The organism is Actinomycetospora atypica (assembly GCF_042653685.1).
GTDB classification, from domain to species: Bacteria; Actinomycetota; Actinomycetes; order Mycobacteriales; family Pseudonocardiaceae; genus Actinomycetospora; species Actinomycetospora atypica.
In genome coordinates this window covers 1-24,999 of the sequence record NZ_JBHSIV010000004.1, presented here as the reverse complement: position 1 = coordinate 24,999, position 24,999 = coordinate 1, and the positions used below count along the sequence as shown (strand labels likewise).

Here is a 24,999-nt window from a genome sequence, read left to right as displayed (position 1 = left end):
ACGGTGAGCCGGAGGAACAGCAGCGGCCGAACGGGTGACGTGCCACTGCTCCGATAACGAGTTCTCCCTTGCCGTCGACACGTTCGGTGTCAGCAGTGGTTCGGTCGGGGGAGTTCGCATGACGATGCAGCAGGACGGTTCGCAGCAGGCGTGGCAGACGGGTGCGTACCCGGTCCCGCCGCAGTACGGCTGGGGTCAGGTGCCCGCCGGCGGGGTCCCGGTGCCGCCGCCCGCCCCGCGCAACGGCCTCGCGACCGGCGGCTTCGTCGTCGCCCTGATCGGCGCGGTCTTCGCGCTCATCCCGTTCATCGGGGTCATCTCCTGGGTGCTCTCGCCGGTCGGGCTCGTGCTCTCGATCGTCGGCATCGTGGTGGCGTCGAAGCACGGCGTGGGTCGCGGGCTCGCGATCGCGGGCGCCGTGCTCGGGGTGATCGGCCTGCTGATCTGCATGGTCTGGGTCGCCGCGATCGGCTCGGCCGCGTCGTCGTCCCCGAGCTACGGCTCGTCGGGCACCTACTCCGCCTCGTCGGGGTCGTCGTCCGCCGCGAGCCTGCCCGCCGGGACCTACGGCTCCGGCACCTACGCGGTCGGCTCGGAGATCCAGCCCGGCACGTACCGCACCACCGGTGCGAACTACTGCTACTGGGCCCGCCTCTCCAGTGCCGACGGTGAGCTCAGCTCGATCAACGCGAACGACAACGTCAGTGGCAGCTCGACGATGGTCGTGAAGTCTTCCGACGAGTACATCGAGTTCAGCGGCTCCTGCACCTGGACCAAGAAGTAGCACCGGGTTGCGCCCGGGCCGGGTCGGGGACCCCTCTCGGATGACCGAGATGAGCGTGCCCCACGGTGGCGACTCCCAGGAGCCGACCCCCGACCCGGCCGAGCGGGACGCGTTCTTCCCCTCGCCCTACTCGCTCGGCCAGTACGTGCCGCCGCGCAGCGACTTCGACGGCGTGGAGCACGAGGGCGCCGTCACCGGCGGGCGGCGGCGCATCCTCGTGATCGGGGCCGACGAGCGCTACCTCCCGATGGCGAACGGCCGGCTGTTCTCCACCGGCAACCACCCCGTGGAGACGCTGCTCCCGCTGATGCACCTGCAGGGCGCCGGGTTCGAGATCGACGTCGCGACGGTGTCGGGGAACCCGGTGAAGCTCGAGTTCTGGGCGACGCCGCCCGAGGACGAGGCCGTCCACGAGGCCCTCGACCGGTTCCTGCCGCAGTTCCGGGAGCCCCGCCGGCTCGCCGACGTGATCGCCGGCGGGCTCGACGAGTACCTCGCCGTCTTCATCCCCGGTGGTCACGGCGCGATGCAGGGCCTGCACGACGACCGCGACCTGCAGGCCGTCCTCGACTGGGCCCTCGCGGACGACGACCGCTTCGTGATCACCCTCTGCCACGGCCCGGCGGCGCTGCTGGCGGCCGGGCTCGACCGGGACACCTCACCCCTGGCGGGCTACGAGGTCTGCGCCTTCCCCGACGCCCTCGACACCGGGGCCAACGTCGACATCGGCTACATCCCCGGCGGGATGCCCTGGCTGCTCGCCGAGGGGCTGCGGGCCCAGGGCCTCGTCGTCGTGAACGACGACATGGCCGGGCACGTGCACCACGACCGGCAGCTCATCACCGGCGACAGCCCGCTCGCCGCACATGCGCTCGGCAAGCTCGCCGCCGACGTCCTCGTCGAGCGCGCGCAGCGCTGAGGGGCCCGGGGCGGGCCGGAGGGACGAGCGGACCGTGTCCGTCGGACACGGTCCGCTCAGTGCATCGCCCAGCCGCCGTCGACGCAGAGCGTGGTGCCCGTGATGTACGAGCCGGCGTCGGAGGCGAGCAGCAGCAGGGGTCCGGTGAGCTCGTCGAGACGGCCGATCCGGCCCATCGGCGTGTTCTCCAGGACCCGGGCGGTCCCGCTCCCGGAGGCGAGCAGGGGCGCGGTCATCTCGGAGGCGAAGAAGCCGGGCGCGAGAGCGTTGACCCGCACCCCGCGCCCCGACCACTGCTGGGCGAGGTCCCGGGTCAGCCCGAGCAGCGCGGACTTCGAGGCCGAGTAGGCGGCCTGCGGGAGACCCCGGGGCACGAGGCCGAGCGCCGACGAGACGTTGACGATCGAGCCGCGTCCCGCCCCCAGCATCGGGCGGCCGGCGGCGCCGGCCATCTGCAGGGCTCCGAGCACGTTGAGCTGCAGCAGCGCCGCGGCTCGTGCGGGATCGTCGTGCTCGGCGCGGGCCGCGTAGCCCGAGCCGGCGTTGTTCACGAGGACGTCGAGGCGCCCGAACTCCGCCAGGGCGGCGTCGACGAGGGCCGAGCACTGCTCGGGCTCCGTCACGTCGGTGACGACGACGAGGCAGCGCCGCCCGACCGCCGCCGCCACCGCGTCGAGGTGTTCGCGACGGCGAGCCGCGAGGACCACGTGGGCGCCCGCCGCGGCGAGGGCGAGCGCGAAGTGGGCCCCGAGCCCCGACGACGCCCCGGTCACCACGGCCACGCGCCCGTCGAGCCGGAACGGTGCGAGCGGGTCGGTCCCCGTCATGCGGTGGCGTCGGCGCCGAGGGGAGCCGGCGCGGCCCCCGGCAGGGCCCCGATCATGGCGCGCATGCTGCCGCCGGCCGCGAGCCCGCCGAGGGCCAGGGCGACCATCTGGTCGGCGAGGCGCAGGTCCTCGTCGGCCCCCCGCGGCACGAACCAGTGCTGCATCCAGTCGATCATCCCGACGATCGCCCGGGCCACGATGCGGGGCTCCGCGGCCAGCGAGAACTCCCCGGTGGCCGCCCCCTCGGCGAGGAGGGCCTCGACGTCGGCCATGTAGCGACGGTCCATCTGCCGGAACATCGCGAACCGGGGCGACTGCTCGAGGTGACCGATGTTGCGCAGGTAGACGAAGGCCGCCGGGTAGTACTCGGAGAAGATTCGGACCTGCATGCGCACGAGTTCACGCAGGCGGACGGCGACACCGCTGTCGGAGTCGGACCGCAGCCGGTCGAGCTCGGCGAGCAGCGCCGTCGCGGGGCCCTCCACCACGGCGAGGAGGAGCTCCTCCTTGCTGCCGACGTAGTTGTAGATGCTGCCCTTGAAGATCCCGACGCGGGCGGCGATGCCCTCGAGGGTGGCGTTCTCGTACCCGTGGTCGCGGAACTCCTCGCCGGCGGCGAGCAGGATCTCCGGCCAGCGGCTGGGACGTGGCATGACGCTCCTGGGGGATCAGCCGGCGTCGAAGCGGACGGGGAATCGTTCCATGCCGCGGGAGAGCAGGACGGGGTGCCACTGTCGTGGGCCTGCCGCCGGACGGAGGCCGGGGAGGCGCTCGAGGGCGAGCGGGACCGCGATGCCGGTCTCCAGCCTCGCCAGCGGGGCCCCGAGGCAGAAGTGCATGCCGATCCCGAAGCCGAGCTGGCGCTGCACGTCACGGGTGACGTCGAGGTCGTCGGGACGGTCGAACACCGCCGGGTCGCGGTTCGCCGAGGCGGGGCTGAGGAAGACGCGGTCGCCGCGGCGCAACGTCCGTCCCCGCAGCTCGACGTCCCCGGCCATCACCCGCGCCACCGTCTTGGCCGGTCCGTCGTAGCGCAGCAGCTCGTCGACGGCACCGTCGAGCAGCTCGCGACGCTCCGTCAGCAGCCGGCGCTGGTCGGGGTGGGTGAGCAGGGCGAGGAGCCCGGTCCCGATCAGGCTGGTGGTGGTCTCGTGTCCCGCGAAGAGCAGCAGTACCCCGGTCGCGATGACCTCGTCCGGGCTCAGGGCGTCCCGGTCGTCCCGCGCGGTGATCATGGCGGAGAGCAGGTCGTCGGCCGGGTCGCGCTCGTGGGCGGCGACGAGCCCGCCCAGGTACTCGGTGAGCTCCCGCATGCCCCGGGCCCCCCGGTCGTGCCGCGTGGCGTTGCCCAGGCCGCCGAAGACGAGCCCCGTGATCTCGTCGGACCAGTCCTTGAACCGTTCCCGGTCCTCCTTCGGGACGCCGAGCATCTCGGCGATCACCGACGCGGTCAGCGGGTAGGCGAACTCCTGGATCAGGTCGGCCTCGGACGGCCCGGCGCGGCGGGTGAGGACGGCGTCGAGGAGCTCGTCGGCGATGGCCCGCACGCGCGGCGCCATCAGTGTCACGGCCCGCGGGGTGAAGGCGCGCGCGACGAGGCGGCGCAGGCGCCGGTGGTCGGGCGGATCCTTGAAGACCATCCAGTCCTCGAGGACCCCGAAGGCGGCGCGCAGGGCCGGGTCGGCGTCGGGCCCGTCGAGCTTGGCGCGCCGGTAGGGCGCGATCCGGTCGGAGGAGAAGCGGGCGTCGCGCAGGGCGGCCGTGACGTCGTCGTGGCGGGTCACGAACCACGAGCGGTAGCGCGCGCTCCAGTGCACGGGGTCGTGCTCGCGCAGGGCCGCGAGCAGGGGGTACGGGTCGGCGACGGCCTCCTCGGAGAGCAGGTCGGCGTCCTCGAGCCCGGTCAGCGGCCCGGTCACCGGCGCTCCAGGAGGGCGACGACGCAGGCGTTCCCGTCGAGGACGGAGACCCCGCCACCCATGGTCTCGACGAGCCCCAGGCGAGCGCCGTCCACCTGACGGCCGCCGGTGGTGCCGCGGAGCTGCCAGGTGATCTCGGCGATCTGGGCGAGACCGGTGGCCCCGAGCGGATGGCCGCGCGAGAGCAGTCCGCCCGAGGGGTTGACCGGGGTCTTCCCCCCGAGCGCGGTCACCCCGGCGGCCGCGGCGGCCCCGCCGTCGCCCGGGGTGCACAGCCCGAGGGCCTCCGTCGTCACCACCTCGCCGACGGTGAACGCGTCGTGGACCTCCGCGACGTCGACGTCGTCGAGGGCGTCGAGCCCCGCCTCGGCGTAGGCGTCGGCCGCCGTGTCCCGGACGAGGTCGTGACCCCAGACGTGCGGGGACCGGTGGTTCCAGGTGGTGCCGCTGCGCAGGGCCAGCCCGCGGACGACCACCTCGCCGGCCGCACCCGCGGGGCGGCCGAGCACGGCGGCGGCGGCCCCGTCGGACACGGGACAGCACTGCAGCCGCGTCAGCGGGTCCGCGATCATCGGCGAGTCCAGCACCTGGGCGACCGTGTACTCGCCCGAGTACTGGGCGCGCGGGTTGTGCGTGGCGTGCGCGTGGTTCTTCACCGACACGGCCGCGAGCTGCTCGGGGGTGACCGCGCCCTCGTGCAGGAGGCGCGCCGCGGCCATGGCGTAGAGGGCGGGCAGCGCCAGTCCGGTCCGGCCCTCGGGGTCGGTCGGCTCGGGCACGATGGCCCCGGCGAAGGCGGTGCTCATCTGTTCGAGCCCCAGAGCGAGGACCCGGCCGTGGCGCCCGCTGCGCACCGCCTCCCGGGCCTCGGCGAACGCGGTGGTGCCGCTGGCGCAGGCGTTCTCCACGGTGATCACCGGGACGCCGGTGATCCCGATGGCCCGCAGGACGCGCTGGGCCACCCCGGCGGGCGCGAACACGGTGCCGACCCAGACGGCGTCGACCTGCTCGACCGCGGCGTCGTCGAACGCCTCGCGCACGGCGTCGTGGGCCAGGGCGATGAGGTCGCGGCCGGGCTGCCGCCCGAAGTGCGAGGTGCCGACGCCCAGCACGGCCACCGGCGCGCTCACCGCTGCGGCTCCACGGTGGGGTCGCCGGCGGGGGAGGGGGAGGTCAGCAGCACCGGCGAGCCGATCGGGACGGCCTCGACCGCGTCGTCTGCGGTGGGCGCGACGTGGGCCAGCACCCGCGGCCCGTCGTCGAGGTCGACGTAGGCCAGAACGTAGGGCGCGGTGCGGCCCGGGACGGCGATGCGGACGACGGTGCTGCTCCAGACGGTGCCGCCCGGCCCGAAGGTCGCGGGCTCGAGCTCCCCGCCGCAGGTCGCGCAGCGCGGCCACCGGAAGGCGTGGGCCTCGTGGCAGCGCCGGCACCGTCCGCCCGCGACGACGTGGCGGCCGTCGTCGGCCACCTGTGTCGTGGGGCGCGGGTCGAGCGCCGGTGGGACGGACACACGTGCTCCTGAGGTCGTGGGATGTGACGCCATGTAAGCAAACGCGTGGTCGACTAACAAGCCCAGGGGCCCGTCGTCGTGGGTCTATGTCCCGGTCGTTGACACCGGCGCGTGAACCACGCCACAGTGGTTCTCACCCGAAGAGCAAACCGCTGGTCGGGAACGAGGCACGTCCTGTCGCGCCGGACGAGCGCGTCGAGCTGAGGAGCGACCGATGAAGTTCGGCTTTTTCACGATGCCCGAGCACCCGCCCATCGAGAACTGGACGCTGTCCTACGACCGCGACATCGCGGCCGTGGTCGAGGCGGAGCGCCTCGGGTTCCACGAGTTCTGGATCGGCGAGCACCACACCGGCGGCTTCGAGAACGTGCCCGTCCCCGAGTTCATGATCGCCAAGGCGTCGGCGCTCACCGGCCGCATCCGGCTCGGGACGGGGGTCGTGAACCTGCCCTACCAGGACCCGTTCATGGTCGCCGAGCGCCTCGCGTTCCTCGACCACCTCACGCACGGCCGGCTCGAGTACGGCTTCGGTGGCGGCGGCCTGCCGACCGACAAGGCGCTGTTCGGGCTGGAGCCCTCCGAGGCCGCCCCGCGCACCAACGAGGCCCTCGAGATCATCTGGCAGCTGCTGACGTCCGAGGACCCGGTCAGCTACGAGGGCATCTACTGGAAGTACGAGAACCGCCAGCTCCAGGTCGGGCCATACCAGGACGTGCCGCCCTTCGCGATCGCCGGGCTGACCGGCACGCACAACTACGCGAAGTGCGGCGAGCGCGGCTGGAAGCCGCTGAGCGTGCACTTCGCCCCGATCGACAACGGCTCGTACTCGCTCGCCCCCGACCTCAAGGCGATGGGCTCGGCGATGCTCGAGGCCGGCGCCCGCTCCGGCATCGACGAGGCCGTGACGCGGGAGAACTGGCGGATCGTGCGCGAGGTCTACGTGACCGACGATCGCAACCAGGCGATGAACGACATCCGGGAGGGCGTCAAGCGCTCCTACGACTACCTCAAGGGTCTCGGGCTCGGCGCTCTCATGAAGAAGGACGAGACGATGGGCGACGAGCAGCTCACCTTCGAGTGGATGGCCGAGAACATCCCCTGGATCATCGGCAGCCCCGAGGAGTGCGCGAAGCAGCTGCAGGAACTCGAGGAGGAGGTCGGCGGGTTCGGCACCCTGCTGATCAACTGCCGCGACTGGGTCACCACCGACAAGTGGAACCGCTCGCTCGAGATGTTCGCCCGGTACGTGATGCCGAACTTCCAGGCGAACCAGCGCATGGCCCGCCGTCAGAGGATGGCGAACGTCGCGCTCGGGATCGCGTGATGGCCCCTGGGGTCGCCCGCTTCGAGGGGCGGGTCGCGGTCGTCACCGGCGGGGTGCAGGGGATCGGGCGCGCCGTGGCCCTGCGCTGCGCGGCCGAGGGCGCGGCGGTCGTCGTCGGGGACCTCCAGGACGACGACTCGACGGTGAAGCAGATCGTCGCCGACGGGGGCCGGGCGTCCCACGTCGTCATGGACGTGCGGCAACGCGGCGACTGGAAGCGGCTGATGGACGAGGCGGTCGGCGCCTACGGGCGGCTCGACCTCCTCGGCAACATCGCCGGCGTCACGAACACCCTCGGTCCCGACACCGTGGTCGACCTCGACGACGCCGGCTGGGAGCACGTCGTCGGGACCGACCTCAAGGGCGTCTGGCTCGGGATGCAGGCCTCGATCCCGCGGATGCTCGAGACCGGCGGAGGCAGCATCGTCAACATCGGGTCGATGGCCGCGCTCAAGGGCCTCGAGAACCTCGCGGCGTACTCCGCGGCCAAGGGCGGGGTCGTGAGCCTCACCCAGCAGGCCGCCATGGAGTACGGGCCGCGCGGAATCCGGGTCAACTGCATCTGTCCCGGGACGATCGACACCCCGATCCTCGCCGGGATCACCGAGAGCATGCGCGAGAACTTCACCGCCGCGCACATCATCCCGCGCCTCGGGACCCCGGAGGACATCGCCGGGGCCGCGGCCTTCCTGTTCTCCGACGACGCCGCCTTCTGCACCGGCGAGATCCTGCCGGTCGACGGCGGGTGGAACACGAAGGGCAGCTCCGGCTGATGAGGCCACCCGACGACCCTCACGTGCTCGACGAGGAGCAGCCATGGACCTGACCGACCGGACCGTGCTCGTCACGGGCGCCGGGAGCGGCATCGGCGCGGCGATCGCGGCGGCGTCCCTCGCCCGCGGCGCCACCGTGGTCGGCCTCGAGATCGACGCCGAGCACATCGACGCGACCGACGCCCTGCTCGACGCCGGGAAACAGATCGCCTGGTCCCACGGCTCGGTGGCCGTCGCCGCGGACGTGGAGGCGGCCTTCGACCTGGCCACCGAGCGCTTCGGCGGGGTCGACCACCTGGTGAACAACGCGGGCACCGCGTCGCTCTCGCTGGTGGCCGACACCAGCGAGGAGGACTGGGACCTCATCGTCGACACCTGTCTGAAGGGCACGTTCCTGTGCACCCGCGCCTATGCCCGGCGGGCGATCGCCGCGGGCACCGGCGGGGGGATCGTCAACATCGCGTCGCTGAACGCGGTGGCGGCCACCGACGGGCTCGGGCACTACTGCGCGGCGAAGGCCGGGATCATGCAGTTCACCCAGGTCTGCGCCGGCGAGCTGGGCCGCCACGGAATCCGGGCCAACAGCATCGGCCCCGGCACGGTCAACACCCCGCTCGGTGCGGGGTTCACGGTGGGGCAGATCGGTCAGGAGTTCCTCGACCGCACCTTGATCGCACCCCCGCGCCACCAGGAGGCCTCCGACGTCGCCGACGTCGCGATGTTCCTGCTCTCGCCCGAGGCGGGCCGGATCACCGGGCACTTCATCCCGGTCGACGGCGGGCAGCACGTACGCGGACTGCACTCCTACTGGGACGTGGCCGAGGCCCAGGGCCTGGTCGGAGGGGCGGGATGACCACGCACCCGACCGTCGCGACGCGGCCGACCCCGATCCGACCGACCGGGCCCGCGGTCGATTCCCGGGGCTTCCCGCGGTTCTGGGACGAGGAGCGGGAGACCTGCGATCCGGCGGCGCGCCGCGGCCGCATCCTCGAACGCATCCGCCACCAGCTGCACTACGCCTACACCGAGCTGCCCTTCTACCGGCGGCACTACGACGCGCACGGCTTCCACCCCGACCAGGTCACGACCCTCGAGGACTTCACCACCCGCGTCCCGGTGATCACCAAGAAGATGCTGGTGGCCGACCAGCGCGAGCACCCGCCCTTCGGGAGCTACACGCCGTCCACCGGACCAGGTGCGACGGCGCGCATCCACGGCTCGTCGGGGACCTCGGGCACCCCGACGATGTACGCGGTCTCGCACACCGACTGGCGTCGGGCCGCGGACGTTCACGCCATGGCGCAGTGGTGCGCGGGCATCCGTCCCGACGACCTGGTGCAGGTCGGGTTCCCGTTCGGCCTGTTCTTCGGCGGCTGGGGCGTCGTCCAGGGGGCCGAGCGGATCGGCGCGACGGTCTTCCCGCTCGGCGTCACCGACTCCGAGCGCCACCTCGAGCTCATCCGAACCCTCGGCAGCACCGTGTTCAGCGCGACGCCGTCGTACTGCATCCACCTGCTCTCGGTCGCCGAGCGCCTCGGGATCGACCTCGCCGCCGGCCCGGTCCGCCGGATCCTCGTGGGTGGCGAGCCCGGGGGCAGCCTGCCCGGCACGCGGAAGATCATCGAGGAGGGCTGGGGCGCGATCGTCAGCGACGCCGGGTCGACGTCGGAGATGTACCCGTTCCAGACGAGCGTCGGGTGCGAGGCCGGGACCGGGACGCACCTCATCGACGACGAGGTCTTCACCGAGGTCGTCGACGCCGGCGACCTCAACGCGCCGATCCCCGTCGGCGCGCGCGGCGCGGTCGTCTACACCCACCTCTGGCGCGACTCCCAGCCGATGATCCGCTTCGCGCCGGGCGACGAGAGCTACCTCGACACCGATCCCTGTCCCTGCGGGCGCACCTACCCGCGGCTGCCCGAGGGCGTCCTCGGCCGGCTCGACGACATGCTCGTCATCCGTGGGGCGAACGTGTTCCCGAGTGCGGTGGAGACGGCCCTGCGCACGGTGCCCGAGCTGGGCCCTGAGTTCCGGATCCGGGTGCACACCGTCGGGGCCATGGACGAGATGACCGTGGAGGCCGAGCTCGGGCCGGCTGCGCCGCGGGCGGACGACGAACGGGCCGCCCTGGCCGACCGGGTGGCGGACGCCCTGCGGCGCACCCTGCAGATCCGGGTCCCGGTCACCCTGCTCGACCCCGGAGTGCTCCCGGAGACCACCTTCAAGGCGCGTCGGGTCGTCGACGAACGGGTGCGCCGGTCCTGACGACGATCGGGGTCGCGGCTCAGCGGGTCGCGGCCAGGTCGAGGCCCGGCGTGGGTCCCTGGCGGGCCGGGCCGGGCGCGGGGGACGATCGTCGTCGTGCCTCCCCGCGACGTGTACACGCACGGCCACAGCCAGGTCGTCGTCGGGAACCACGCCGCCCGCGGCGCGGCGAACTCGGCGGCCTACCTCCTGCCGCTGCTGCGCCCGGGCCTCGACCTGCTCGACGTCGGGTGCGGCCCGGGCAGCATCACGATCGACCTCGCCGCCGCGGTCGCGCCCGGGCGGGTGCGCGGGGTCGAGATCACCGAGGACCCGCTCGGCGCGGCCCGCGCGAGCGCGGCGGAGCGCGGGGTGGCGGTGGAGTTCGCGGTCGACGACGCCTACGCGCTGACCGACCCCGACGACGCCTACGACGTCACCCACGCCCACCAGGTGCTCCAGCACGTGTCCGACCCGGTCGCGGTGCTGCGCGAGATGCGCCGGGTGACCCGGCCCGGCGGGGTGGTCGCGGTGCGCGACGCCGACTACGCGGCCTTCACCTGGTACCCGGCCGACGAGCGCCTGGACGCCTGGCTCGAGCTCTACCGTGCCGTCGCCCGCGGCAACGACGCCGAGCCCGACGCGGGCCGCCGGCTGCTGGCCTGGGCCCACGAGGCCGGGTTCGACGAGGTCACGCCCTCGGCGTCGGTGTGGTGCTACGCGACCCCGGAGGACCGCGCGCGCTGGGGCGGGATGTGGGCCGAGCGGATTCACTCCGCGGTCGGGCGCGCGGCCCTCGAGCGGGGCCTGGCCACCGCCGACGACCTCGCGGCGATCTCGCAGGCCTGGCGCGACTGGGCGGCCCACCCCGACGGCTGGATCCTCATCCCGCACGGCGAACTGCTCGCGCGCGCCTGATCAGGAGGCCGCCCGCGCGCGGGGGCGGACGGCCATCGCCCGGGCGAGCAGCGGCGCGCCCGGCCCGTGGACGAGGGCGCTGACCAGGACGCAGAGGACGGTCACGGTGAGCGCGAGGTCGGCGACCGGGCCGGTGGGCAGCGTGTTCACGGCGAGCAGCCCGAAGACGATCGACGAGGTCCCGCGTGGCCCGAGCAGGCCGACGAGGAGCCGCTCACGGCGGGTGAAGCGGGACCCGACGAAGGCCAGCAGCACCGGGACGAGCCGCACCACGGTGAGCGCCGCCAGCGTGTAGACGATCGCCCGCCACGACACGCCCTCCGCGAAGGTCACGACCGCCCCGAGACCGACGACGAACCACATCAGCATCGTCATGAGGGCGGTGACCTCGGTGAGCAGCAGGTAGTCCCCGGCGGCGAGCCGGTATTCACCGACCCCCGACGACGGCCGCTCCCGCGCCCGCCGGGCCCGGCGCGCGGCCAGGACGCCGTGGACGTAGCGGAAGGCGACCCCGGCGACGAAGGACGCGACGAAGCCGCTGCCGCCGAGCGCCACCGCGACGCCATAGGTGAGCACCGGCGCGACCAGCACGAACACCCGCCGTGACGCCTCGGTGGTGGCCTGCACCCGGCTCCCGCGGTCGAGCAGCCAGCCGAGCAGGAACCCGAGGGCCAGCCCCACCCCGATCCCGACGAGCGAGAACGGGATCGCGGTGCCCAGCGCGTCCCCGGGGGTGCGCTCCGCGGTGCGGTCGCCGGCGAGGATCAGGGCGAACAGGAAGACCGGCGAGACGATGCCGTCGTTGTAGCCGCTCTCGACGTTGAGGGCGGTGCGGACGCGGTGGCTGAGGCTGCGGTCGTGCACCACCCCCTCGGCGGCCGCGAAGTCGATCGGTACGACGACGCACGCCAGCACCAGCAGCGCCGGCCACCCCAGCGCGGGCAGGAGCAGCAGCCCCACCCCGGTCGCGGCGGCCAGGCCGAGCGGCAGCGCGACGGCGAGCAGTCGCAGCACCGGTCCGGGGGCGGGCCCCCACAGCCGGCCGCCGCGCAGCGCCGTGGCCCCGACGAACAGCAGGACCGCGAGCAGGATCTCCGCGAACCGCTGCGCCAGCTCGGTGTCCAGCGTGAGCGCGAGGGCGTCGCCGGGGAGGGCGAACGCCGCGACCGCGCCCGCGAGCACCATGACGACCGGCGCGCCGAGCAGCATCCGGTCGAGCCACTCGGCGAGCAGGGACCGCGCCGCGACCGCGACCCCGAGGATGATCAGCGCCGGGATCATGGTCCGAGTCTGCCTGCAGGCCGGCCGGATGCGGGCGGATCAGGGAGCGCTGATCCGTTCGGCGACCGCGACGAGGCTCCGGGCCGTCGCGCGGTGCAGGGGCGACCCGACGGCCCACACCGCACTCCCGAGCGTTCCGTGCATGCCGCAGGAAGGTGGTGATCAGCAGCGCCTCGTGGCGCACGCTCAGGACCACTCGCGGGGTGAAGAGCAGCCCCTCCACGCCGAGGACGACCTGGTCGGGCCGGTCGTCGAGGACGGCCCAGCCCAGCGCCAGGTTCGGAGCGCGGGGTGGGAGGAGCCTCAGTCCCATGGCTCGCTGGGCGAGGCGCACCGCCGGTAGCAGCGCGTCCGGCGCGCCGCCGAGCACCAGGTCCGCCCACTGGCGGGCGGTGCGGTCGGCGGCATCGGGCACGGACGCGGCGTAGGCGTCGACGTAGTCGGGCGCCTCGGGCAGGCCGGGGGCGTCGAGGTCGTCGGGAACCGCCACTCGCTGCGCCATGTCGGCCATTGTGACCGAGGAGTGTCGGCCGGTCGGCTGCACGCGGGCAGGGATGTCGGCCAGGGTGTCGGGATGCTGCGTCTCGGCTTCCCCGTCCTCGGCGTCGCGGACCTCGACCGCGCCGCCACCTTCTGGTCCACGGCCCTCGATCTGCGCGACAGCGCGCGGTGGGCCAGTGACACCTGGCGGACGCTCGTCACGGAGGCGGGTGAGGAGGCGCTCGGGCTGATGCGCAGCGGGTCGCCGGTCGAGCCGAGGCCCCGCGTGCACGTGGACCTGTTCGTCGACAGCGTCGAGGAGCAGCAGACCGAGGTCCGGCGCCTGCTCGAGCTCGGCGCGGCCGACCCCGGATGGACCGACTATCCGGAGAACCCCGACTTCGTCGTGCTGGCCGACCCGGACGGCAACCTCTTCTGCGTCGTCGACCTGAGCCACGCGCCGTCGTCGTGACGGGCGCGCCGGTCGGGTGATCAGAGGCGGCGGACGTCGAGCTCGGTCTCCACCACCGAGCCGTCGTCGACCCGCTCCACCCGGTAGGCGCCGGCGCGCGGGCGGTCGGCCAGGGCCTCGGTCAGCTCGGTCCCGCGGTAGAGGAGGCCGGCGCCGTCGTCGGTGGCGTACGCGGTGGGCAGCGTCCCGTCGGCGACGAGGCGGTGCAGCAGGGGGCGGCGGCCGGCCTCGCTGTCGTAGTGGACGCCGTTGGCGTAGGGGAGCAGGGCGAGGCCGTCGGTGATCGGGCGCAGCTCCGGGCCGAAGGAGTCGGTGGTGCCCCCGACGTGCCAGCAGATCGAGCCGGCCGAGACCCCGGTCAGGACGACGCCCGCCTCCCAGGCCTCGCGCATCACCGTGTCGAGCCCGTGGAGGCGCCAGAGCGCCAGCAGGCCCGCGACGCTCCCGCCCCACACCCACACGACGTCCTGGGCGAGCAGGTGCTCCCGGAGGTCGTCGACGTTCGGCATCGTCATGAGCGCGACGTGGCTCGCCGCCCAGCCGAGGCGCCAGGCGTTGTCGTAGAAGGTCATGACGATGCGCGGGTCGTCCGCCTTGGCGGTGGCGAGGAAGCAGACCCGGGGCGCCCGCCCGACGACGCCCGCGAGCTCCACCGCGTGGTGGGTCATCGCCGAGGGCTCCCAGTCGAGCCGGTCGGAGGCGCGCAGGCCGCCGGAGGTCGCGAGGATCGTGGGCTGCTCGGCGGGCACGGCCCGGGAGGGTAGCCGCCCCGGCCGGACCCACCGCGCGACCGGCCCCGGGAGGTCGTCGGGAAGGGTCAGCTGCGGCCGTGGCGCGGGGCCCGGCCCGCTATGGCGAGGTCCCGGGACGGTCCGGGCCGGACCGGGGGTGCGGCCGGCAACCGGACCGGCGGGAGCAACGGCGCGGTCCCGGCGGGGTCGACCCGGGGCTCCTCCGCCGGCCGGGCCGGCTCCGTCGCCCGGTCCTGCAGCAGGTCGCGGATCTCGGTGAGGAGCTGGACGTCGGTGGCCTGCGCCGGGCCCGACTCCTCACCCCGCAGCCGGCGGGCCTGCAGGGCCTTCATCGGCGCGACCACCAGGAAGTAGACGACCGCCGCGGTGATGAGGAAGGTGATCGCCTGGTTGATGAACGAGGCGTAGTCGAACACCACGCCGTCGACCTTCATCGTGCCCCGGAACTGCTCGCTCGCCGGGGAGAGCAGCTGGATCAGGGGCTTGAGGAACGCGTCGGTGAACGCCGTGACCACCGACGTGAAGGCCGCGCCGATCACGACGGCGACCGACAGGTCGATCACGTTCCCGCGCAGCAGGAAGTCCTTGAACATCGGCCATCCTCGACGGGTCGCGGTCGCTGGGGAGCTGGGCGCCCACGCTAGGAATCGCGGCCCGGATCCGTCGAAGTCCATCCGGCCGGTCGCGGTGGGCCGGGGGATGAGTGCGGTGGGTGGGGACGCGGTCGTGGACCGTGTCCGTGCCCGGCCACGCACACCCCGCGACACGCTCCACTCACCGCCGCGTCCGCACACGATCGGGACGCGGCGGACCCGTTGCGTCCCGCACACGGCTGGGCGCTTCCACGTGCATCGTCGCGGGGCGTTGCGCGCAGCAACGTCGGTCGGCCCGCGCGTCGACCGCGCCGGCTGTGTGCGGCGCGCAACGGGCGGGGGTGCGGACCGCCCGGGGCGGTCCCCGGCCCGGAGGCCGTCGCGCTCGTCGAGCGAGCGCAGCGCGATGAGGTGGGGCAGCTGCGGCGCGGGCTGCGGAAGTGACGGGGGTCAGAACTCGCCGGTGAGATAGCGCTGCAGGGTCGGCCCGTACGCGGAGACGAGCGTGTCGATGTCGGCCTCCACCAGTGCGGGCAGCGCGACCACCTCCCGCGCGACGAGGATGCCCACCACCTGCGAGGCACACAGGGCCGCCCGCAGCTGGGGCCGGTCGGCGTCGACGGCGGCCGCGACGCGGTCGAGGACGGCCTCGCCCAGGAACTCGCGCAGCATCTGCGCGGCGGGCGGGTGAGCGGCGGCGGAGCGCAGCAGCGCGAGCATCGGGTTGGCGTCGCCGAGCTGGGCGAAGACGCCGAGCAGGGTCCGCACGAGCCGCTCGCCGAGGCCGTCGATCCCCGGCTCCACCACGCGCGCGACCACGTCGGCCGGGTTGAACGGCAGGGCCATCGACGCGGCGAACAGGCCGTCCTTGGTGCCGAAGTAGTGGTGGACCAGGGCGGGGTCGACCCCGGCGGCCGTGGCGACCGCGCGGACGGTGGTGCCGCGGAAGCCCTGCTCGGTGAAGTGCCCGGCGGCCGCGGCCAGGATCGCCTCGCGCGTGCCCGAGTCGCCCGGCCGCCGTCCGGTCCGCGAGCCCGACGACGCCATACCGTCACCCTAACGAATTCATGGAGCGTTGACTTCCGGTCCCGACGGGTCCACCCTCGAAGTCATCAGACAATGAGTTCCGTGGGTGAGGGGTCGGAGATGGAGCGCACGACGTGCTGTGTGGTCGGCGGCGGGCCGGCCGGGATGATGCTGGGGCTGCTGCTCGCCCGGGCCGGGATCGACGTCACGGTGCTCGAGAAGCACGCGGACTTCCTGCGCGACTTCCGCGGCGACACCGTCCACCCGACGACGATGCAGCTCCTCGACGACCTCGGGCTGGGGGAGCGGTTCGCCGCGCTCACCCAGAGCCGCATGGAGGAGGTCGCCTTCCCCGCGGACGCCGTGGGCTCCGGGGACGGGCCGCCCCGGATGCTGCGGGTCGGCGACTTCCGCCGGCTCGCGCGGGTCGGGGTGCGGCACCCCTACGTCGCGATGGTCCCGCAGTGGGACCTGCTCGACCTGCTCGCCGACGAGGCTCGTCGGGAACCGACCTTCACCCTGCGCACAGAGACCGAGGTCCTCGGCCTCCGTCGGGACGGCGGACGCGTCACCGGCGTGCGCTACAGGACCGCCGACGGCGTCGAGGGTGAGATCGCGGCCGACCTGACCGTGGCCTGCGACGGCCGCAGCTCGGTGGTGCGTGCGGAGGCGGACCTCCCCGTGACCGAGTACCCCTGCCCGATGGACGCCTGGTGGTTCCGGCTGCCCCGGCGCGACGGCGACACGGCCTCCGCGCTGTCCGGTCGCATGGGCCTCGGGCGCTTCGCCGTGCTCATCCCGCGGCACGACTACTTCCAGATCGCCTACATCACCCGCAAGGGCACCGACGAGGCCCTGCGCGAGCGGGGGATCGAGGCGTTCCGCGCCGACGTCGCCGAGCTCGTCCCGGAGTTCGCCGACCGGGTCGACGCGATCCCGTCGATGGACGACGTCAAGTTGCTGCACGTCCAGCTCAACCGGCTCGAGCGCTGGCATCTCGACGGGCTGCTCTGTCTCGGCGACGCGGCGCACGCGATGTCGCCGATCGGGGGCGTGGGCATCAACCTGGCGATCCAGGACGCCGTGGCCGCCGCGTCGCTCCTCGCCGGGCCGTTGCTGCGCGGTGCCGTGCGGTCGCGGGACCTCGCCGCGGTCCGCCGCCGCCGCTTCCTGCCGACCGCGCTGGTCCAGGGCCTCCAGCGGCTCCTGCACCGGATGATCGTCATCCCGGTGCTCGAGGGGCGGCGGACGGCCGCGCCCTCCGGGCTGCGGCGCGTGCTCCAGGCGCTCCCGGCGATGTCGTTCGTCCCCGCCTACCTCATCGGGGTCGGTCTCCGGCCCGAGCGGGCGCCGGCCTTCGCGCGCCGGGAACCTGCCCGGGCGGCGTGATCAGCCCCGGACCCGGGCGACGACGACGGAGTTGACGACGTCGGTGTACGGGTGCACCACCGCGAGGGCGTCGAGCCCCGGCAGCGACTCGGGGTCGAGCACGGGGTAGAGCAGCGCCCGCAGCGCGTGGGCGCTGCGCGCGAGGACGAGGGTGCCCGGGCGCAGACATCGCCCGAGGTGGGCGAGCAGGCGGAGCTTCGCGTCGGGCTCGAGGCCGGCGAGCGCGGCGAGGTAGACGAGGTCGTAGCCGTCGATCTCTGCGTCGTCCTCCACGTCGCCGACCCGGAACGTCAGCCCCGGGGTGCCGAGAGCCGCGGTGAGCCCGGCGCCGAGGGCGGCCGCGTCGGGGTCGATGTCGACGTTGTCGACGCGGCAGCCGTACTCCTGCGCGAGCAGCAGCGAGGTGAGCGGCAGCGGCCCCGAGCCGACGAAGAGGACCCGGCGGACCGGGGCGTCGGCGACACCGGAGACGGTGTGGTGCTCGAGGCGGGTCAGGTCGCGGTAGTTGCCGCAGTAGGGGAACCGGGCGAGCTCGGCCCGCGGGTCGGCGTTCCCGACGATGCGTCGGGTCCAGGACCGCTCGAGCTCGAACTCTCCGTCGGCGCACAGCCGGCGCAGGTCGGGCAGCAGGGCGGCGACCGCGGGGTCGGCGAGGACGGCGTCGGCGTCCCGGGCGCTTACGGGGTCGGTGGCGAGGGCGACGAGGCGGCCGAACAGGGCGTCGGACCCGGGGCTCGGGGCGAGCGTCGTCCGGCGGGCCAGCTCGCGGTGCAGCTCGCGGACCTGCGCGACGACGGCCGCGGCGGTCGTCGTGCCGGTGTCCGTCGTGCTGGTGTCGGTGCTGCCGGTGTCGGTGCTGCCCGTGTCGGTACTGCCCGTGTCGGCGTGCCCGCAGGACCGGACCGTGAGTCGTCCGGAAATGCCCCGGGCCTCGGGACGGCGTGCGACGTGGTGCCCGCCGGTGGCGGGGGACGTGCGGCTCGTCGTCATGGGAGACCTCCAGGGTGGTGTCCACCGGGCTGCCGTGCCACCATACGTGCTCGTGTGCGCACGCGACAACGATGCAGCGGCCGAGGGGTGGCAACAGCTGCCCCCGGACGCGGAGATCGACGCGGCCGTGGAGGGGCTCAGGATGCTGGCCGACCCCACCCGGCTGCGGCTGCTGTGGCTGCTCTCGGGCGCGGAGCTCGACGTCTCGACCCTCGCCGACCGCCTCGACGTGGCCCGCCCGGCGGTGTCGCAGCACCTCGCCAAGCTGCGGCTGGTCGGCCTGATCACGCAGCGCCGCGACGGCCGGCGGGTGCTCTCGAAGGCGCGCGACCACCACGTCGCCGACCTGGTCGCGGAGCTCGTCCACGACGCCGGGCATCGGTTGACCGGCCGCTGAGCCGGGCCGACGAACCGCGGGCCGGTCAGCTCGCCAGGGACTGCAGCAGCATCGTCTCGGCGAGCACGCAGCGCCCGAGCATCCCGAGGTCGAGGCTCTCGTCGATGCCGTGCCACCGGCTCGCGGGGTCGCCGACCCCGGTGACGAGCACGGTCGCGCCGGGGAAGGTCCGGGCGAACTCGGCGATGAACGGGATCGTGCCGCCCATCCCCATCTCGACGGTCTCGCTGCCGAACGCGGCCGACAGTGCCCGCCGGGCCAGGTCGTAGACGTCGCCGACGGGGGAGAGGGCGAACGGCTCGCCGGAGGCGTGCAGCGCCACGTCGAGGTGCGCCCCCCACGGGACGTGGCGCTCGAGGTGCTCCCGGATCGCGGTCAGCGCGTCGGCGGTCGAGTCGCCCGGGGCGAGGCGCGCGCTGATCATCGCGCGGGCCCGGTGGACGAGGATGTTCGCGGCGCCGTCGACGGCGGGCGCGTCGATGCCGAGCACCGCGATCGCGGGCTGGTGGGCGAGCCGCTCGGGGACGGTGCCGGTGCCGAGGAGCTCGACCCCGTCGAGGAGGCCCGCGTCGCCGCGGAACTGCTCCTCCGAGACATCGGGCGCCTCCGACGATCCCCGCACGAGGCCGGGGACCGCGACGGAGCCCTTGTCGTCGTGCAGCGTGGCGAGCAGGCGGCACAGCGCGGTGAGCGCGTCGCCGGCCGGGCCGCCGAGCATCCCGGAGTGCACCGCCCGCTCGAGCATGGCCACCTCGACGACGATGTTCGCGAGGCCGCGCAGGCTGGTGGTGAGGGCGGGGACGTCGACGGCGGGGTTGGCGGCGTCGGCGATGACGATGACGTCGGCGGCCAGGCGCTCGTGGTGCTCGGCGAGCAGCGCGGACAGGGTCGGGGAGCCCGACTCCTCCTCGCCCTCGACGAACAGCGTCACGCCCACCGGCGGCCGGCCGTCGAAGGCGCGCAGCGTGGCGAGGTGGGTCATCACGCCGGCCTTGTCGTCGGCGGCGCCACGCCCGTAGAGGCGGCCCGCCTCCTCGCGCGGCTCGAACGGCGCGCTCGTCCACAGCTCGTCACCGCCGGTGGGCTGGACGTCGTGGTGGGCGTAGAGCATCACCGTCGGCGTGTTCTCCGGACCGGGCCAGTGCGCGACGACCGCGGGGGCGCCGCCGGGGGCCGCGAGGACGTCGACCGTGGCCGCCCCGGCCTCGCGGGCGAGGGTCGCGACGGCGTCGGCGCTGCGGCGGGTGTCCTCGGCGTGGGCCGGATCGGCCCAGATGCTGGGGATGCGGACGAGGGCCTCGAGGTCGGTCCGGGCGCCGGGCAGGACGGCGTCGACGGCACGGCGGAGCTCGGGCGGGACGTCGGGCGTCGACGCGGTGGCCATGGGAGGAGAGCGTAGGGGCGTCGGAGGGTCCCCACAGCGCCGGTGACGATCGGACGAATCCGGCGGGCGGCATCGTCGGGAACGATCCGCAGCCTCGGGTTCCCGGCGAGCTGCCGACCGCGGCTACGGTGCCGCGGCCGACTGGTCGCCCCCTGTGCGGCCCAGTCGGTGCATCCCGGTGGTGGCGCACCGGTCGGCCCCGCCCGGACGGCCTGCTTCCCCCGACCGGACTCGTCGGGTAGGAGTCGGCCATGACGATCGCCGCGATCTACCGCTATCCGGTCAAGTCCATGCAGGGCGAGGCGTTGCAGCACGCCGTGTTCGACGAGCGCGGCGTGGTGGGCGACCGTGCCTACGCGCTGCTCGACGTCCAGACCGGCATCGTCGCGAGCGCGAAGGTGCCGAAGCGGTGGCCCGACCTGCTGCGCTTCTCGGCCGCGTTCGCCGGCGAGCCGGTGGCCGGGGAGCCGGCGCCGCCGGTGGTCATCACGTTCCCCGACGGCTCCACCCGTCGCAGCGACGACCCCGACATCAACCAGGCGCTCTCGTCGGTGCTCGGCCGCGAGGTCTCGCTGATCACGACGCCGCCGGAGGGCGTCGGCTTCGAGGAGATCTGGCCGGAGATCGACGACCTGGCGCCGCAGCACATCATCGACGCCACGACCGCCCGCCGCGAGGACACCGGCGAGGCGATCAGCAAGTTCGACGTCGCGGCCTTCGCGCCGCCCGGGCGCTTCTACGACCTCGCGGCGCTGCACGTGATCACCGAGTCGACCCTGGCGCAGCTGCGCGAGCTCGCGCCCGACAGCCGCTTCGAGGTGGCCCGCTACCGGCCGAACGTGGTGCTCGCCGACACCGACCCGGGCTTCGTCGAGAACGACTGGGTGGGCCGGGAGATGACGTTCGGCGACGACGTCAAGGTCTCGTACACCTTCCAGACGATGCGGTGCGTCATGACCACTCTCGCGCAGCAGGACCTGCCCGAGGACCGGGACGTCCTGCGGACCGTGGCCAAGCACAACCGGGTCGACATCGAGAAGAAGGAGGTCGCGGGCAAGTGGGCGTGCGCCGGCGTCTACGCCGACGTCACCGCCGGTGGGGAGCTGAGGGTGGGCGACGCCCACACCTGAGCCGATGGTCACCGACCGTGATCGGCCACCGAGGCGGCGGCCGACCCGGTCGGGGACGCGGTCAGGAGGAGATCGTGGTCCGGTGGGCGTCGTCGAGCTGGGCGGTCAGGGCGGCGACCAGCGGGTCGTCCGCCGACCAGCGCGCCATCTCGAGGGTGGCGTCGTCGTCGCCGTGCAGGGAGAGAACACGCAGGTCGACGACCCGATCGGACCAAGCGGGGCGCGGGGCGCCGGTGTCCGTCGCGTCGAGGCCGAGCTCGACGTCCCAGGGGCTGCCGATCATCGTCATGAAGGCTCCAACTCCGTTGTCGTGTGCCTTGCAGTATGTGCCGCTACTGGAAGGTAGCTCACTTCTGTAGTGCACTGCACACACGCAGCGTGGTTGAAAAGCGAACCGTCACGCCGTCGGGGTGTCGCCCGTCGAGGTGACCTGGGCCAGCAGGGACGTGAGCGCCTCCTCGACGGCCTGCTTGTCGAGCCCGAGCCCGACGAGGACCCCCTCGCCGCCCTCCGCCTCGAGCAGCGCCAGCAGGATGTGCTCGGTCCCGACGTAGTTGTGCCCCAGCCGCAGGGCCTCCCGGAAGGTGAGCTCGAGGGCCTTCTTCGTGGCGGCGTCGAAGGGGATGAGGGCCGGGACCGAGTCCGAGGGCGCGGGGAGCTCCGCGACGACCTTGCGGCGCAGCGCGTCCGGCGTCACGCCCTGCGAGGCGATCAGGTGGACGGCCAGGCCCTCCGGCTCGCTGAGGAGCCCGAGAGTGAGGTGGCCGGGGGTGATCTCGGCGCTCGACCCGACACGGGCCTCCTCCTGCGCGGCGACGACGACCTTGCGGGCGCGGGGAGTGAAGCGGTTGAACCCCTGCTCGGGGTCGAGGTCGCTGGTGCCGCCCTTGGGGACGAACCGCTTCTGCGCGGCCTGCTTGGTGACGCCCATGCTGCGGCCGATGTCGGTCCAGGACGCTCCCGAGCGCCGGGCCTGGTCGACGAAGTGGCCGATGAGGTGGTCGGCGACCTCCCCGAGGTGCTCCGCGGCGAGCACGGCGTCGCTGAGCTGGTCGAGGGCGTCGTCGTGCACCGAGGTGATGGCGCCGATGAGGTCGTCGAGGCGGACGGGAATCTGGACGGGCGTCGGGTCGCTCATGCGTCCACTATGGGTTGACGATGAGCTTTTCGTCAAGCTTGGGTTGACGATCAGGCGGCGACGAGCGTGCGGGCGATCGCCTTCGCGGTGTCCAGGCCGTCGGTGGTCCCCTCCACCCCGCGCCGGCCCGCCGCCCCCTCGAGCAGGAGGAACAGGTGGTCGGCGAGGGCCTCGTCGCCGGCGAGCCGGGCCAGCTCGGCGCGCACCGCCTCCTTGTGGGCCCGGATCACCGCGCGCCCCGGGTGGTCGTCGGGGAGTTCGGCGGCGGCGCGCAGGAAGGCGCACCCGCGCTCCGTCTCGAACCACGGGTGCTCGAGGTAGCTGTCGAACAGGGTGATCACGCTCGGCTCCGCCTCGAGGCGTTCCTGCAGGTGGGCCCACCAGAGGTCGTGCCGGCGCTGCAGGTAGGCCACGACGAGCGCGGCCTTCGACCCGAAGCGGTCGTAGAGCGTCTTCTTGGTGACCCCGGCCGCCTCCGCGATCCCCGCGACCCCCACCGCGGTGATCCCCTGCTCGTAGAAGAGCTCCGAGGCGCGATCGAGGAGCACCCTGCCCGCCGGTGTCGTCATGGACGCGACTATACCGACCGGTGGGTTGACCTCGCCAGCATCGTCGTGCTTCGCTCGCTCCTACACCGATCGGTCTACCTCAGGGAGAACGGATGCGAGCCGTGCTGCTTACCCGCCACGGCGGGCCCGAGGCACTGACGTATCGCGAGGACGTGGCCGACCCCCGGCCCGGGCCCGACGAGGTCCGGGTCCGGGTCCACGCCGCGGCGCTCAACAACACCGACATCTGGACGCGCGAGGGTGCCTACGGCGCCGCCGACGACGCGGGGGCGTCGACCGGGTGGCGCCGCCAGGGCTTCAGGTTCCCGCGCATCCAGGGCGCCGACGTCGCGGGCGAGATCGACGCGGTCGGCGAGGGGGTCCCCGAGGCTCGCGTCGGGGAGCGCGTGCTGCTCGACCCGATGCTCTACGAGGGCGACGAGCGGGCCATGGTGGATACGGACTACCTCGGCAGCGAGCGCGACGGCGGGTTCGCCGAGCTGGTGACCGTCCCGGCCGCCAACGCGCACGTGGTCGTCGGGAACTCGCTCTCCTCCGTGGAGCTCGCCTCCCTGCCCACGGCGGGGACGACGGCGATGCGCATGCTGAACCGGGTCGCGCTCGCCGCCAGGGAGACGGTGCTCGTGACCGGCGCCTCCGGCGGGGTCGGGTCGGCGGCGGTGCAGATCGCGAAGGACCGCGGAGCCCGGGTGGTCGCGGTGGCGGCCGCCGCCAAGCACGACACGGTGCGGGCCCTGGGCGCCGACGAGGTGCTCGACCGCGGCGACGACCCCTCGGGGCTCGAGGTCGACGTGGTCGCCGACGTCGTCGGAGGTCCGGCGTTCGGGTCGCTCCTCGCGGCCATGGCGCCCCTGGGTCGCTACGTCACGGCCGGCGCGATCGCCGGCCCGCTCGTGGAGACCGACCTGCGCACCCTCTACCTGCGCCAGCTCACCCTCGTCGGCTCGACCCTGGGCACCCACGACGACTTCGCCGCCGTCGTGGACCTCGCGTCCCGCGGGGCGCTGCGCCCGGTCGTCGCCGGGTGCTACCCCCTCGCCGAGCTCGGCCGGGCGCAGGCGGACTTCGTGGCCAAGGACTTCGTCGGGAAGCTGGTGGTGCAGCCGTGATCAAGGTGCTGACGTTCGACGTGGTGGGGACGCTCATCGACTTCGAGTCGGGGATCCTGCAGTGCGTCCGGTCGGTGGGGGACGTTCCCGACGACGAGGCGGTGCTGTCGGCGTTCGCGGCGGAGGAGGACGTGCAGCAGCGGAGCACCCCGGAGATGCCGTTCACCGCGATGCTCGACCCCATCTCGACCCGCCTCGCCCGCGCGCTCGACATGCCGGGGCTCGACGGCGGGGACGGCCCGTCGCCGCTGCGGCGCTCCATCGGTTCGTGGCCGGCGTTCCCCGACGCGGTCGAGGCGCTCGCCGCCCTCGGTGAGCGGTACCGCCTGGTCGCGGCGACGAACGCCGACCGCTTCGCGCTGGACGCGATGGCGGCGACGTTGGGCAACCCGTTCGACGACGGCGTGACCGTCGACGACGTCCGCGTCAACAAGCCCGACCCGCAGTTCTTCGCCTACGTCCTCGGGCGCCTCTCGGCGAGCGGGATCGCCCGCGAGGAGGTGCTGCACGTGGCGCAGAGCCGCTACCACGACATCGCCACCGCGCAGCGGCTCGGCATCGCGACCTGCTGGGTCGAGCGGCGGCACGGCTCCACCGGCACGGGCGCGACCCCCGTCGCCCCCTCGGAGGTGGTTCCCGACCGCCGCGTCACCGGCCTGATTGAGCTCCTCTAGAGGGCATGGCTCTCGACCGGCGGCGCCGACCTCGGGCGCGGGATGTGCGGCACCGCCGGCTCCTCGTCGCGCCAGTCCCGGATCTGCTGCTCCTCGAGCGTGCCCCGCGCGACCAGCGCCACCCACGGGGCGGCGACCCAGCCGAGCCCCACGACGGCGGCGGTGGTGACCACCGCCGCCGTCGCGCCCCGCGGGCGCCCCCGTCGACCGCCCCGGCCCCCCGACGGGGCGGTCCTCCGACGAGGAACGTTCACACCACGAGGGGACACGACGGCCCTTTCGGTGACCTTTCAGACCCGCGTTCACGGGGTGGTGGCCGCGAGCCAGGGTCGGTTGCGACGGAGGGTCTGGGTGGGGTCGAGCCAGGTGGGTGGTCGGAACCAGGGCAGTCCGT

General features: G+C 73.9%; 27 protein-coding genes and 1 pseudogene. 13 read left to right on the top strand and 15 right to left on the bottom strand.

Annotated features, from left to right (window positions below):
* Positions 1 to 118 precede the first annotated feature (118 nt).
* Both ACFPBZ_RS04795 and hchA read left to right on the top strand, forming a co-directional pair.
* Complete coding sequence (locus tag ACFPBZ_RS04795) at positions 119 to 784, top strand: hypothetical protein (protein ID WP_378034869.1); 666 nt, start codon at positions 119 to 121, stop codon at positions 782 to 784.
* A gap of 40 nt (positions 785 to 824) precedes the next feature.
* Positions 825 to 1,703 carry a glyoxalase III HchA gene (gene hchA, locus ACFPBZ_RS04790; RefSeq protein WP_378034868.1) on the top strand — a complete coding sequence of 293 codons (879 nt, stop codon included), beginning with the start codon at positions 825 to 827 and terminating at the stop codon, positions 1,701 to 1,703.
* Between the two features lie 56 nt (positions 1,704 to 1,759).
* Here the strand turns inward: hchA and ACFPBZ_RS04785 are convergent, their stop codons facing one another.
* From ACFPBZ_RS04785 to ACFPBZ_RS04765, 5 genes are read right to left on the bottom strand one after another with little or no spacing between them, the layout of a single operon-like run.
* A complete protein-coding gene (locus ACFPBZ_RS04785) occupies positions 1,760 to 2,530 on the bottom strand; it encodes an SDR family NAD(P)-dependent oxidoreductase (RefSeq protein WP_378034867.1) in 771 nt (256 codons plus the stop codon).
* Positions 2,527 to 3,183 carry a TetR/AcrR family transcriptional regulator gene (locus ACFPBZ_RS04780; protein WP_378034866.1) on the bottom strand — a complete coding sequence of 219 codons (657 nt, stop codon included), beginning with the start codon at positions 3,181 to 3,183 and terminating at the stop codon, positions 2,527 to 2,529. Before ACFPBZ_RS04780 ends, ACFPBZ_RS04785 begins: the two co-directional genes overlap by 4 nt.
* 15 nt (positions 3,184 to 3,198) lie before the next feature.
* Positions 3,199 to 4,449, bottom strand: a complete 1,251-nt coding sequence (locus ACFPBZ_RS04775; protein WP_378034865.1) for a cytochrome P450 — start codon at positions 4,447 to 4,449, stop codon at positions 3,199 to 3,201.
* Positions 4,446 to 5,579, bottom strand: coding sequence for a thiolase family protein (locus ACFPBZ_RS04770; protein ID WP_378034864.1), 1,134 nt, complete (start codon positions 5,577 to 5,579; stop codon positions 4,446 to 4,448). Before ACFPBZ_RS04770 ends, ACFPBZ_RS04775 begins: the two co-directional genes overlap by 4 nt.
* Entirely contained in the window at positions 5,576 to 5,962 is a 387-nt protein-coding gene (locus ACFPBZ_RS04765; RefSeq protein ID WP_378034863.1) for a Zn-ribbon domain-containing OB-fold protein, read from the bottom strand. Before ACFPBZ_RS04765 ends, ACFPBZ_RS04770 begins: the two co-directional genes overlap by 4 nt.
* Positions 5,963 to 6,176: 214 nt before the next feature.
* On the opposite strand from ACFPBZ_RS04765, the gene ACFPBZ_RS04760 reads away from it, so the two are divergent.
* The 5 genes from ACFPBZ_RS04760 (at position 6,177) to ACFPBZ_RS04740 (ending at position 11,221) form a co-directional block, all read left to right on the top strand.
* Positions 6,177 to 7,286: an LLM class flavin-dependent oxidoreductase gene (locus ACFPBZ_RS04760; protein ID WP_378034862.1), complete on the top strand. Its 1,110-nt coding sequence runs from the start codon at positions 6,177 to 6,179 to the stop codon at positions 7,284 to 7,286.
* The gene (locus ACFPBZ_RS04755) at positions 7,286 to 8,059 is read left to right on the top strand and encodes an SDR family NAD(P)-dependent oxidoreductase (RefSeq protein WP_378034861.1); all 774 of its coding nucleotides are present in this window, start codon (positions 7,286 to 7,288) and stop codon (positions 8,057 to 8,059) included. Before ACFPBZ_RS04760 ends, ACFPBZ_RS04755 begins: the two co-directional genes overlap by 1 nt.
* A gap of 43 nt (positions 8,060 to 8,102) precedes the next feature.
* Positions 8,103 to 8,912, top strand: coding sequence for an SDR family NAD(P)-dependent oxidoreductase (locus ACFPBZ_RS04750; RefSeq protein ID WP_378034860.1), 810 nt, complete (start codon positions 8,103 to 8,105; stop codon positions 8,910 to 8,912).
* The gene (locus tag ACFPBZ_RS04745; RefSeq protein WP_378034859.1) at positions 8,909 to 10,324 is read left to right on the top strand and encodes a phenylacetate--CoA ligase family protein; all 1,416 of its coding nucleotides are present in this window, start codon (positions 8,909 to 8,911) and stop codon (positions 10,322 to 10,324) included. The genes ACFPBZ_RS04750 and ACFPBZ_RS04745 overlap by 4 nt, the downstream gene beginning before the upstream one ends.
* A gap of 96 nt (positions 10,325 to 10,420) precedes the next feature.
* On the top strand, positions 10,421 to 11,221 hold the full coding sequence (locus ACFPBZ_RS04740; protein ID WP_378034858.1) for a methyltransferase domain-containing protein: 801 nt from the start codon (positions 10,421 to 10,423) through the stop codon (positions 11,219 to 11,221).
* Here ACFPBZ_RS04740 and ACFPBZ_RS04735 read toward each other — a convergent pair whose 3' ends face one another.
* A complete protein-coding gene (locus ACFPBZ_RS04735) occupies positions 11,222 to 12,502 on the bottom strand; it encodes a cation:proton antiporter (RefSeq protein ID WP_378034857.1) in 1,281 nt (426 codons plus the stop codon).
* 574 nt (positions 12,503 to 13,076) lie between these two features.
* Between ACFPBZ_RS04735 and ACFPBZ_RS04730 the strand changes: the two genes are divergently transcribed.
* Positions 13,077 to 13,454, top strand: coding sequence for a VOC family protein (locus ACFPBZ_RS04730; protein ID WP_378034856.1), 378 nt, complete (start codon positions 13,077 to 13,079; stop codon positions 13,452 to 13,454).
* Positions 13,455 to 13,474: 20 nt separating this feature from the next.
* On the opposite strand, the gene ACFPBZ_RS04725 is transcribed toward ACFPBZ_RS04730, so the two are convergent.
* From ACFPBZ_RS04725 to ACFPBZ_RS04715, 3 genes and pseudogenes are all read right to left on the bottom strand, one after another.
* Complete coding sequence (locus tag ACFPBZ_RS04725) at positions 13,475 to 14,203, bottom strand: Type 1 glutamine amidotransferase-like domain-containing protein (RefSeq protein ID WP_378034855.1); 729 nt, start codon at positions 14,201 to 14,203, stop codon at positions 13,475 to 13,477.
* A gap of 239 nt (positions 14,204 to 14,442) precedes the next feature.
* Positions 14,443 to 14,799, bottom strand: a pseudogene (mscL, locus tag ACFPBZ_RS04720) (large conductance mechanosensitive channel protein MscL); the annotation flags it as partial.
* A gap of 450 nt (positions 14,800 to 15,249) precedes the next feature.
* Positions 15,250 to 15,846, bottom strand: a complete 597-nt coding sequence (locus ACFPBZ_RS04715; protein ID WP_378034854.1) for a TetR/AcrR family transcriptional regulator — start codon at positions 15,844 to 15,846, stop codon at positions 15,250 to 15,252.
* 99 nt (positions 15,847 to 15,945) lie between these two features.
* On the opposite strand from ACFPBZ_RS04715, the gene ACFPBZ_RS04710 reads away from it, so the two are divergent.
* A complete protein-coding gene (locus ACFPBZ_RS04710) occupies positions 15,946 to 17,214 on the top strand; it encodes an FAD-dependent oxidoreductase (protein ID WP_378035077.1) in 1,269 nt (422 codons plus the stop codon).
* Here the strand turns inward: ACFPBZ_RS04710 and ACFPBZ_RS04705 are convergent, their stop codons facing one another.
* A complete protein-coding gene (locus ACFPBZ_RS04705; protein ID WP_378034853.1) occupies positions 17,215 to 18,204 on the bottom strand; it encodes a nicotianamine synthase family protein in 990 nt (329 codons plus the stop codon).
* A gap of 52 nt (positions 18,205 to 18,256) precedes the next feature.
* On the opposite strand from ACFPBZ_RS04705, the gene ACFPBZ_RS04700 reads away from it, so the two are divergent.
* The gene (locus ACFPBZ_RS04700) at positions 18,257 to 18,601 is read left to right on the top strand and encodes an ArsR/SmtB family transcription factor (protein WP_378034852.1); all 345 of its coding nucleotides are present in this window, start codon (positions 18,257 to 18,259) and stop codon (positions 18,599 to 18,601) included.
* Positions 18,602 to 18,626: 25 nt separating this feature from the next.
* On the opposite strand, the gene ACFPBZ_RS04695 is transcribed toward ACFPBZ_RS04700, so the two are convergent.
* Positions 18,627 to 19,985 (bottom strand): dipeptidase, encoded by a 1,359-nt coding sequence (locus ACFPBZ_RS04695; RefSeq protein ID WP_378034851.1) that lies wholly within the window; start codon positions 19,983 to 19,985, stop codon positions 18,627 to 18,629.
* 251 nt (positions 19,986 to 20,236) lie between these two features.
* On the opposite strand from ACFPBZ_RS04695, the gene ACFPBZ_RS04690 reads away from it, so the two are divergent.
* The gene (locus ACFPBZ_RS04690; RefSeq protein WP_378034850.1) at positions 20,237 to 21,115 is read left to right on the top strand and encodes an MOSC domain-containing protein; all 879 of its coding nucleotides are present in this window, start codon (positions 20,237 to 20,239) and stop codon (positions 21,113 to 21,115) included.
* A 61-nt stretch (positions 21,116 to 21,176) separates the two neighbouring features.
* Here ACFPBZ_RS04690 and ACFPBZ_RS04685 read toward each other — a convergent pair whose 3' ends face one another.
* The 3 genes from ACFPBZ_RS04685 to ACFPBZ_RS04675 form a co-directional block, all read right to left on the bottom strand.
* On the bottom strand, positions 21,177 to 21,404 hold the full coding sequence (locus tag ACFPBZ_RS04685) for a hypothetical protein (RefSeq protein ID WP_378034849.1): 228 nt from the start codon (positions 21,402 to 21,404) through the stop codon (positions 21,177 to 21,179).
* 108 nt (positions 21,405 to 21,512) lie between these two features.
* Positions 21,513 to 22,253 (bottom strand): Clp protease N-terminal domain-containing protein, encoded by a 741-nt coding sequence (locus ACFPBZ_RS04680; protein ID WP_378034848.1) that lies wholly within the window; start codon positions 22,251 to 22,253, stop codon positions 21,513 to 21,515.
* A 50-nt stretch (positions 22,254 to 22,303) separates the two neighbouring features.
* On the bottom strand, positions 22,304 to 22,822 hold the full coding sequence (locus ACFPBZ_RS04675) for a TetR/AcrR family transcriptional regulator (RefSeq protein ID WP_378034847.1): 519 nt from the start codon (positions 22,820 to 22,822) through the stop codon (positions 22,304 to 22,306).
* A gap of 92 nt (positions 22,823 to 22,914) precedes the next feature.
* Here ACFPBZ_RS04675 and ACFPBZ_RS04670 point away from each other — a divergent pair, with 92 nt between their 5' ends.
* The gene (locus ACFPBZ_RS04670; RefSeq protein ID WP_378034846.1) at positions 22,915 to 23,931 is read left to right on the top strand and encodes a zinc-binding dehydrogenase; all 1,017 of its coding nucleotides are present in this window, start codon (positions 22,915 to 22,917) and stop codon (positions 23,929 to 23,931) included.
* Entirely contained in the window at positions 23,928 to 24,605 is a 678-nt protein-coding gene (locus ACFPBZ_RS04665) for an HAD-IA family hydrolase (RefSeq protein ID WP_378034845.1), read from the top strand. The genes ACFPBZ_RS04670 and ACFPBZ_RS04665 overlap by 4 nt, the downstream gene beginning before the upstream one ends.
* Here ACFPBZ_RS04665 and ACFPBZ_RS04660 read toward each other — a convergent pair.
* Positions 24,602 to 24,778 carry a hypothetical protein gene (locus tag ACFPBZ_RS04660; protein WP_378034844.1) on the bottom strand — a complete coding sequence of 59 codons (177 nt, stop codon included), beginning with the start codon at positions 24,776 to 24,778 and terminating at the stop codon, positions 24,602 to 24,604. The two genes, ACFPBZ_RS04665 and ACFPBZ_RS04660, sit on opposite strands and share 4 nt — an antisense overlap.
* Positions 24,779 to 24,999: the final 221 nt, after the last annotated feature.

Bases quoted from the DNA above. Each gene is read 5' to 3' on its own strand.
- ACFPBZ_RS04795 (WP_378034869.1), top strand. From the start codon at position 119: ATGACGATGCAGCAGGACGGTTCGCAGCAGGCGTGGCAGACGGGTGCG.
- hchA (WP_378034868.1), top strand. From the start codon at position 825: ATGACCGAGATGAGCGTGCCCCACGGTGGCGACTCCCAGGAGCCGACC.
- ACFPBZ_RS04785 (WP_378034867.1), bottom strand. From the start codon at position 2,530: ATGACGGGGACCGACCCGCTCGCACCGTTCCGGCTCGACGGGCGCGTG.
- ACFPBZ_RS04780 (WP_378034866.1), bottom strand. From the start codon at position 3,183: ATGCCACGTCCCAGCCGCTGGCCGGAGATCCTGCTCGCCGCCGGCGAG.
- ACFPBZ_RS04760 (WP_378034862.1), top strand. From the start codon at position 6,177: ATGAAGTTCGGCTTTTTCACGATGCCCGAGCACCCGCCCATCGAGAAC.
- ACFPBZ_RS04755 (WP_378034861.1), top strand. From the start codon at position 7,286: ATGGCCCCTGGGGTCGCCCGCTTCGAGGGGCGGGTCGCGGTCGTCACC.
- ACFPBZ_RS04750 (WP_378034860.1), top strand. From the start codon at position 8,103: ATGGACCTGACCGACCGGACCGTGCTCGTCACGGGCGCCGGGAGCGGC.
- ACFPBZ_RS04745 (WP_378034859.1), top strand. From the start codon at position 8,909: ATGACCACGCACCCGACCGTCGCGACGCGGCCGACCCCGATCCGACCG.
- ACFPBZ_RS04735 (WP_378034857.1), bottom strand. From the start codon at position 12,502: ATGATCCCGGCGCTGATCATCCTCGGGGTCGCGGTCGCGGCGCGGTCC.
- ACFPBZ_RS04730 (WP_378034856.1), top strand. From the start codon at position 13,077: ATGCTGCGTCTCGGCTTCCCCGTCCTCGGCGTCGCGGACCTCGACCGC.
- ACFPBZ_RS04715 (WP_378034854.1), bottom strand. From the start codon at position 15,846: ATGGCGTCGTCGGGCTCGCGGACCGGACGGCGGCCGGGCGACTCGGGC.
- ACFPBZ_RS04710 (WP_378035077.1), top strand. From the start codon at position 15,946: ATGGAGCGCACGACGTGCTGTGTGGTCGGCGGCGGGCCGGCCGGGATG.
- ACFPBZ_RS04705 (WP_378034853.1), bottom strand. From the start codon at position 18,204: ATGACGACGAGCCGCACGTCCCCCGCCACCGGCGGGCACCACGTCGCA.
- ACFPBZ_RS04695 (WP_378034851.1), bottom strand. From the start codon at position 19,985: ATGGCCACCGCGTCGACGCCCGACGTCCCGCCCGAGCTCCGCCGTGCC.
- ACFPBZ_RS04690 (WP_378034850.1), top strand. From the start codon at position 20,237: ATGACGATCGCCGCGATCTACCGCTATCCGGTCAAGTCCATGCAGGGC.
- ACFPBZ_RS04685 (WP_378034849.1), bottom strand. From the start codon at position 21,404: ATGACGATGATCGGCAGCCCCTGGGACGTCGAGCTCGGCCTCGACGCG.
- ACFPBZ_RS04680 (WP_378034848.1), bottom strand. From the start codon at position 22,253: ATGAGCGACCCGACGCCCGTCCAGATTCCCGTCCGCCTCGACGACCTC.
- ACFPBZ_RS04675 (WP_378034847.1), bottom strand. From the start codon at position 22,822: ATGACGACACCGGCGGGCAGGGTGCTCCTCGATCGCGCCTCGGAGCTC.
- ACFPBZ_RS04670 (WP_378034846.1), top strand. From the start codon at position 22,915: ATGCGAGCCGTGCTGCTTACCCGCCACGGCGGGCCCGAGGCACTGACG.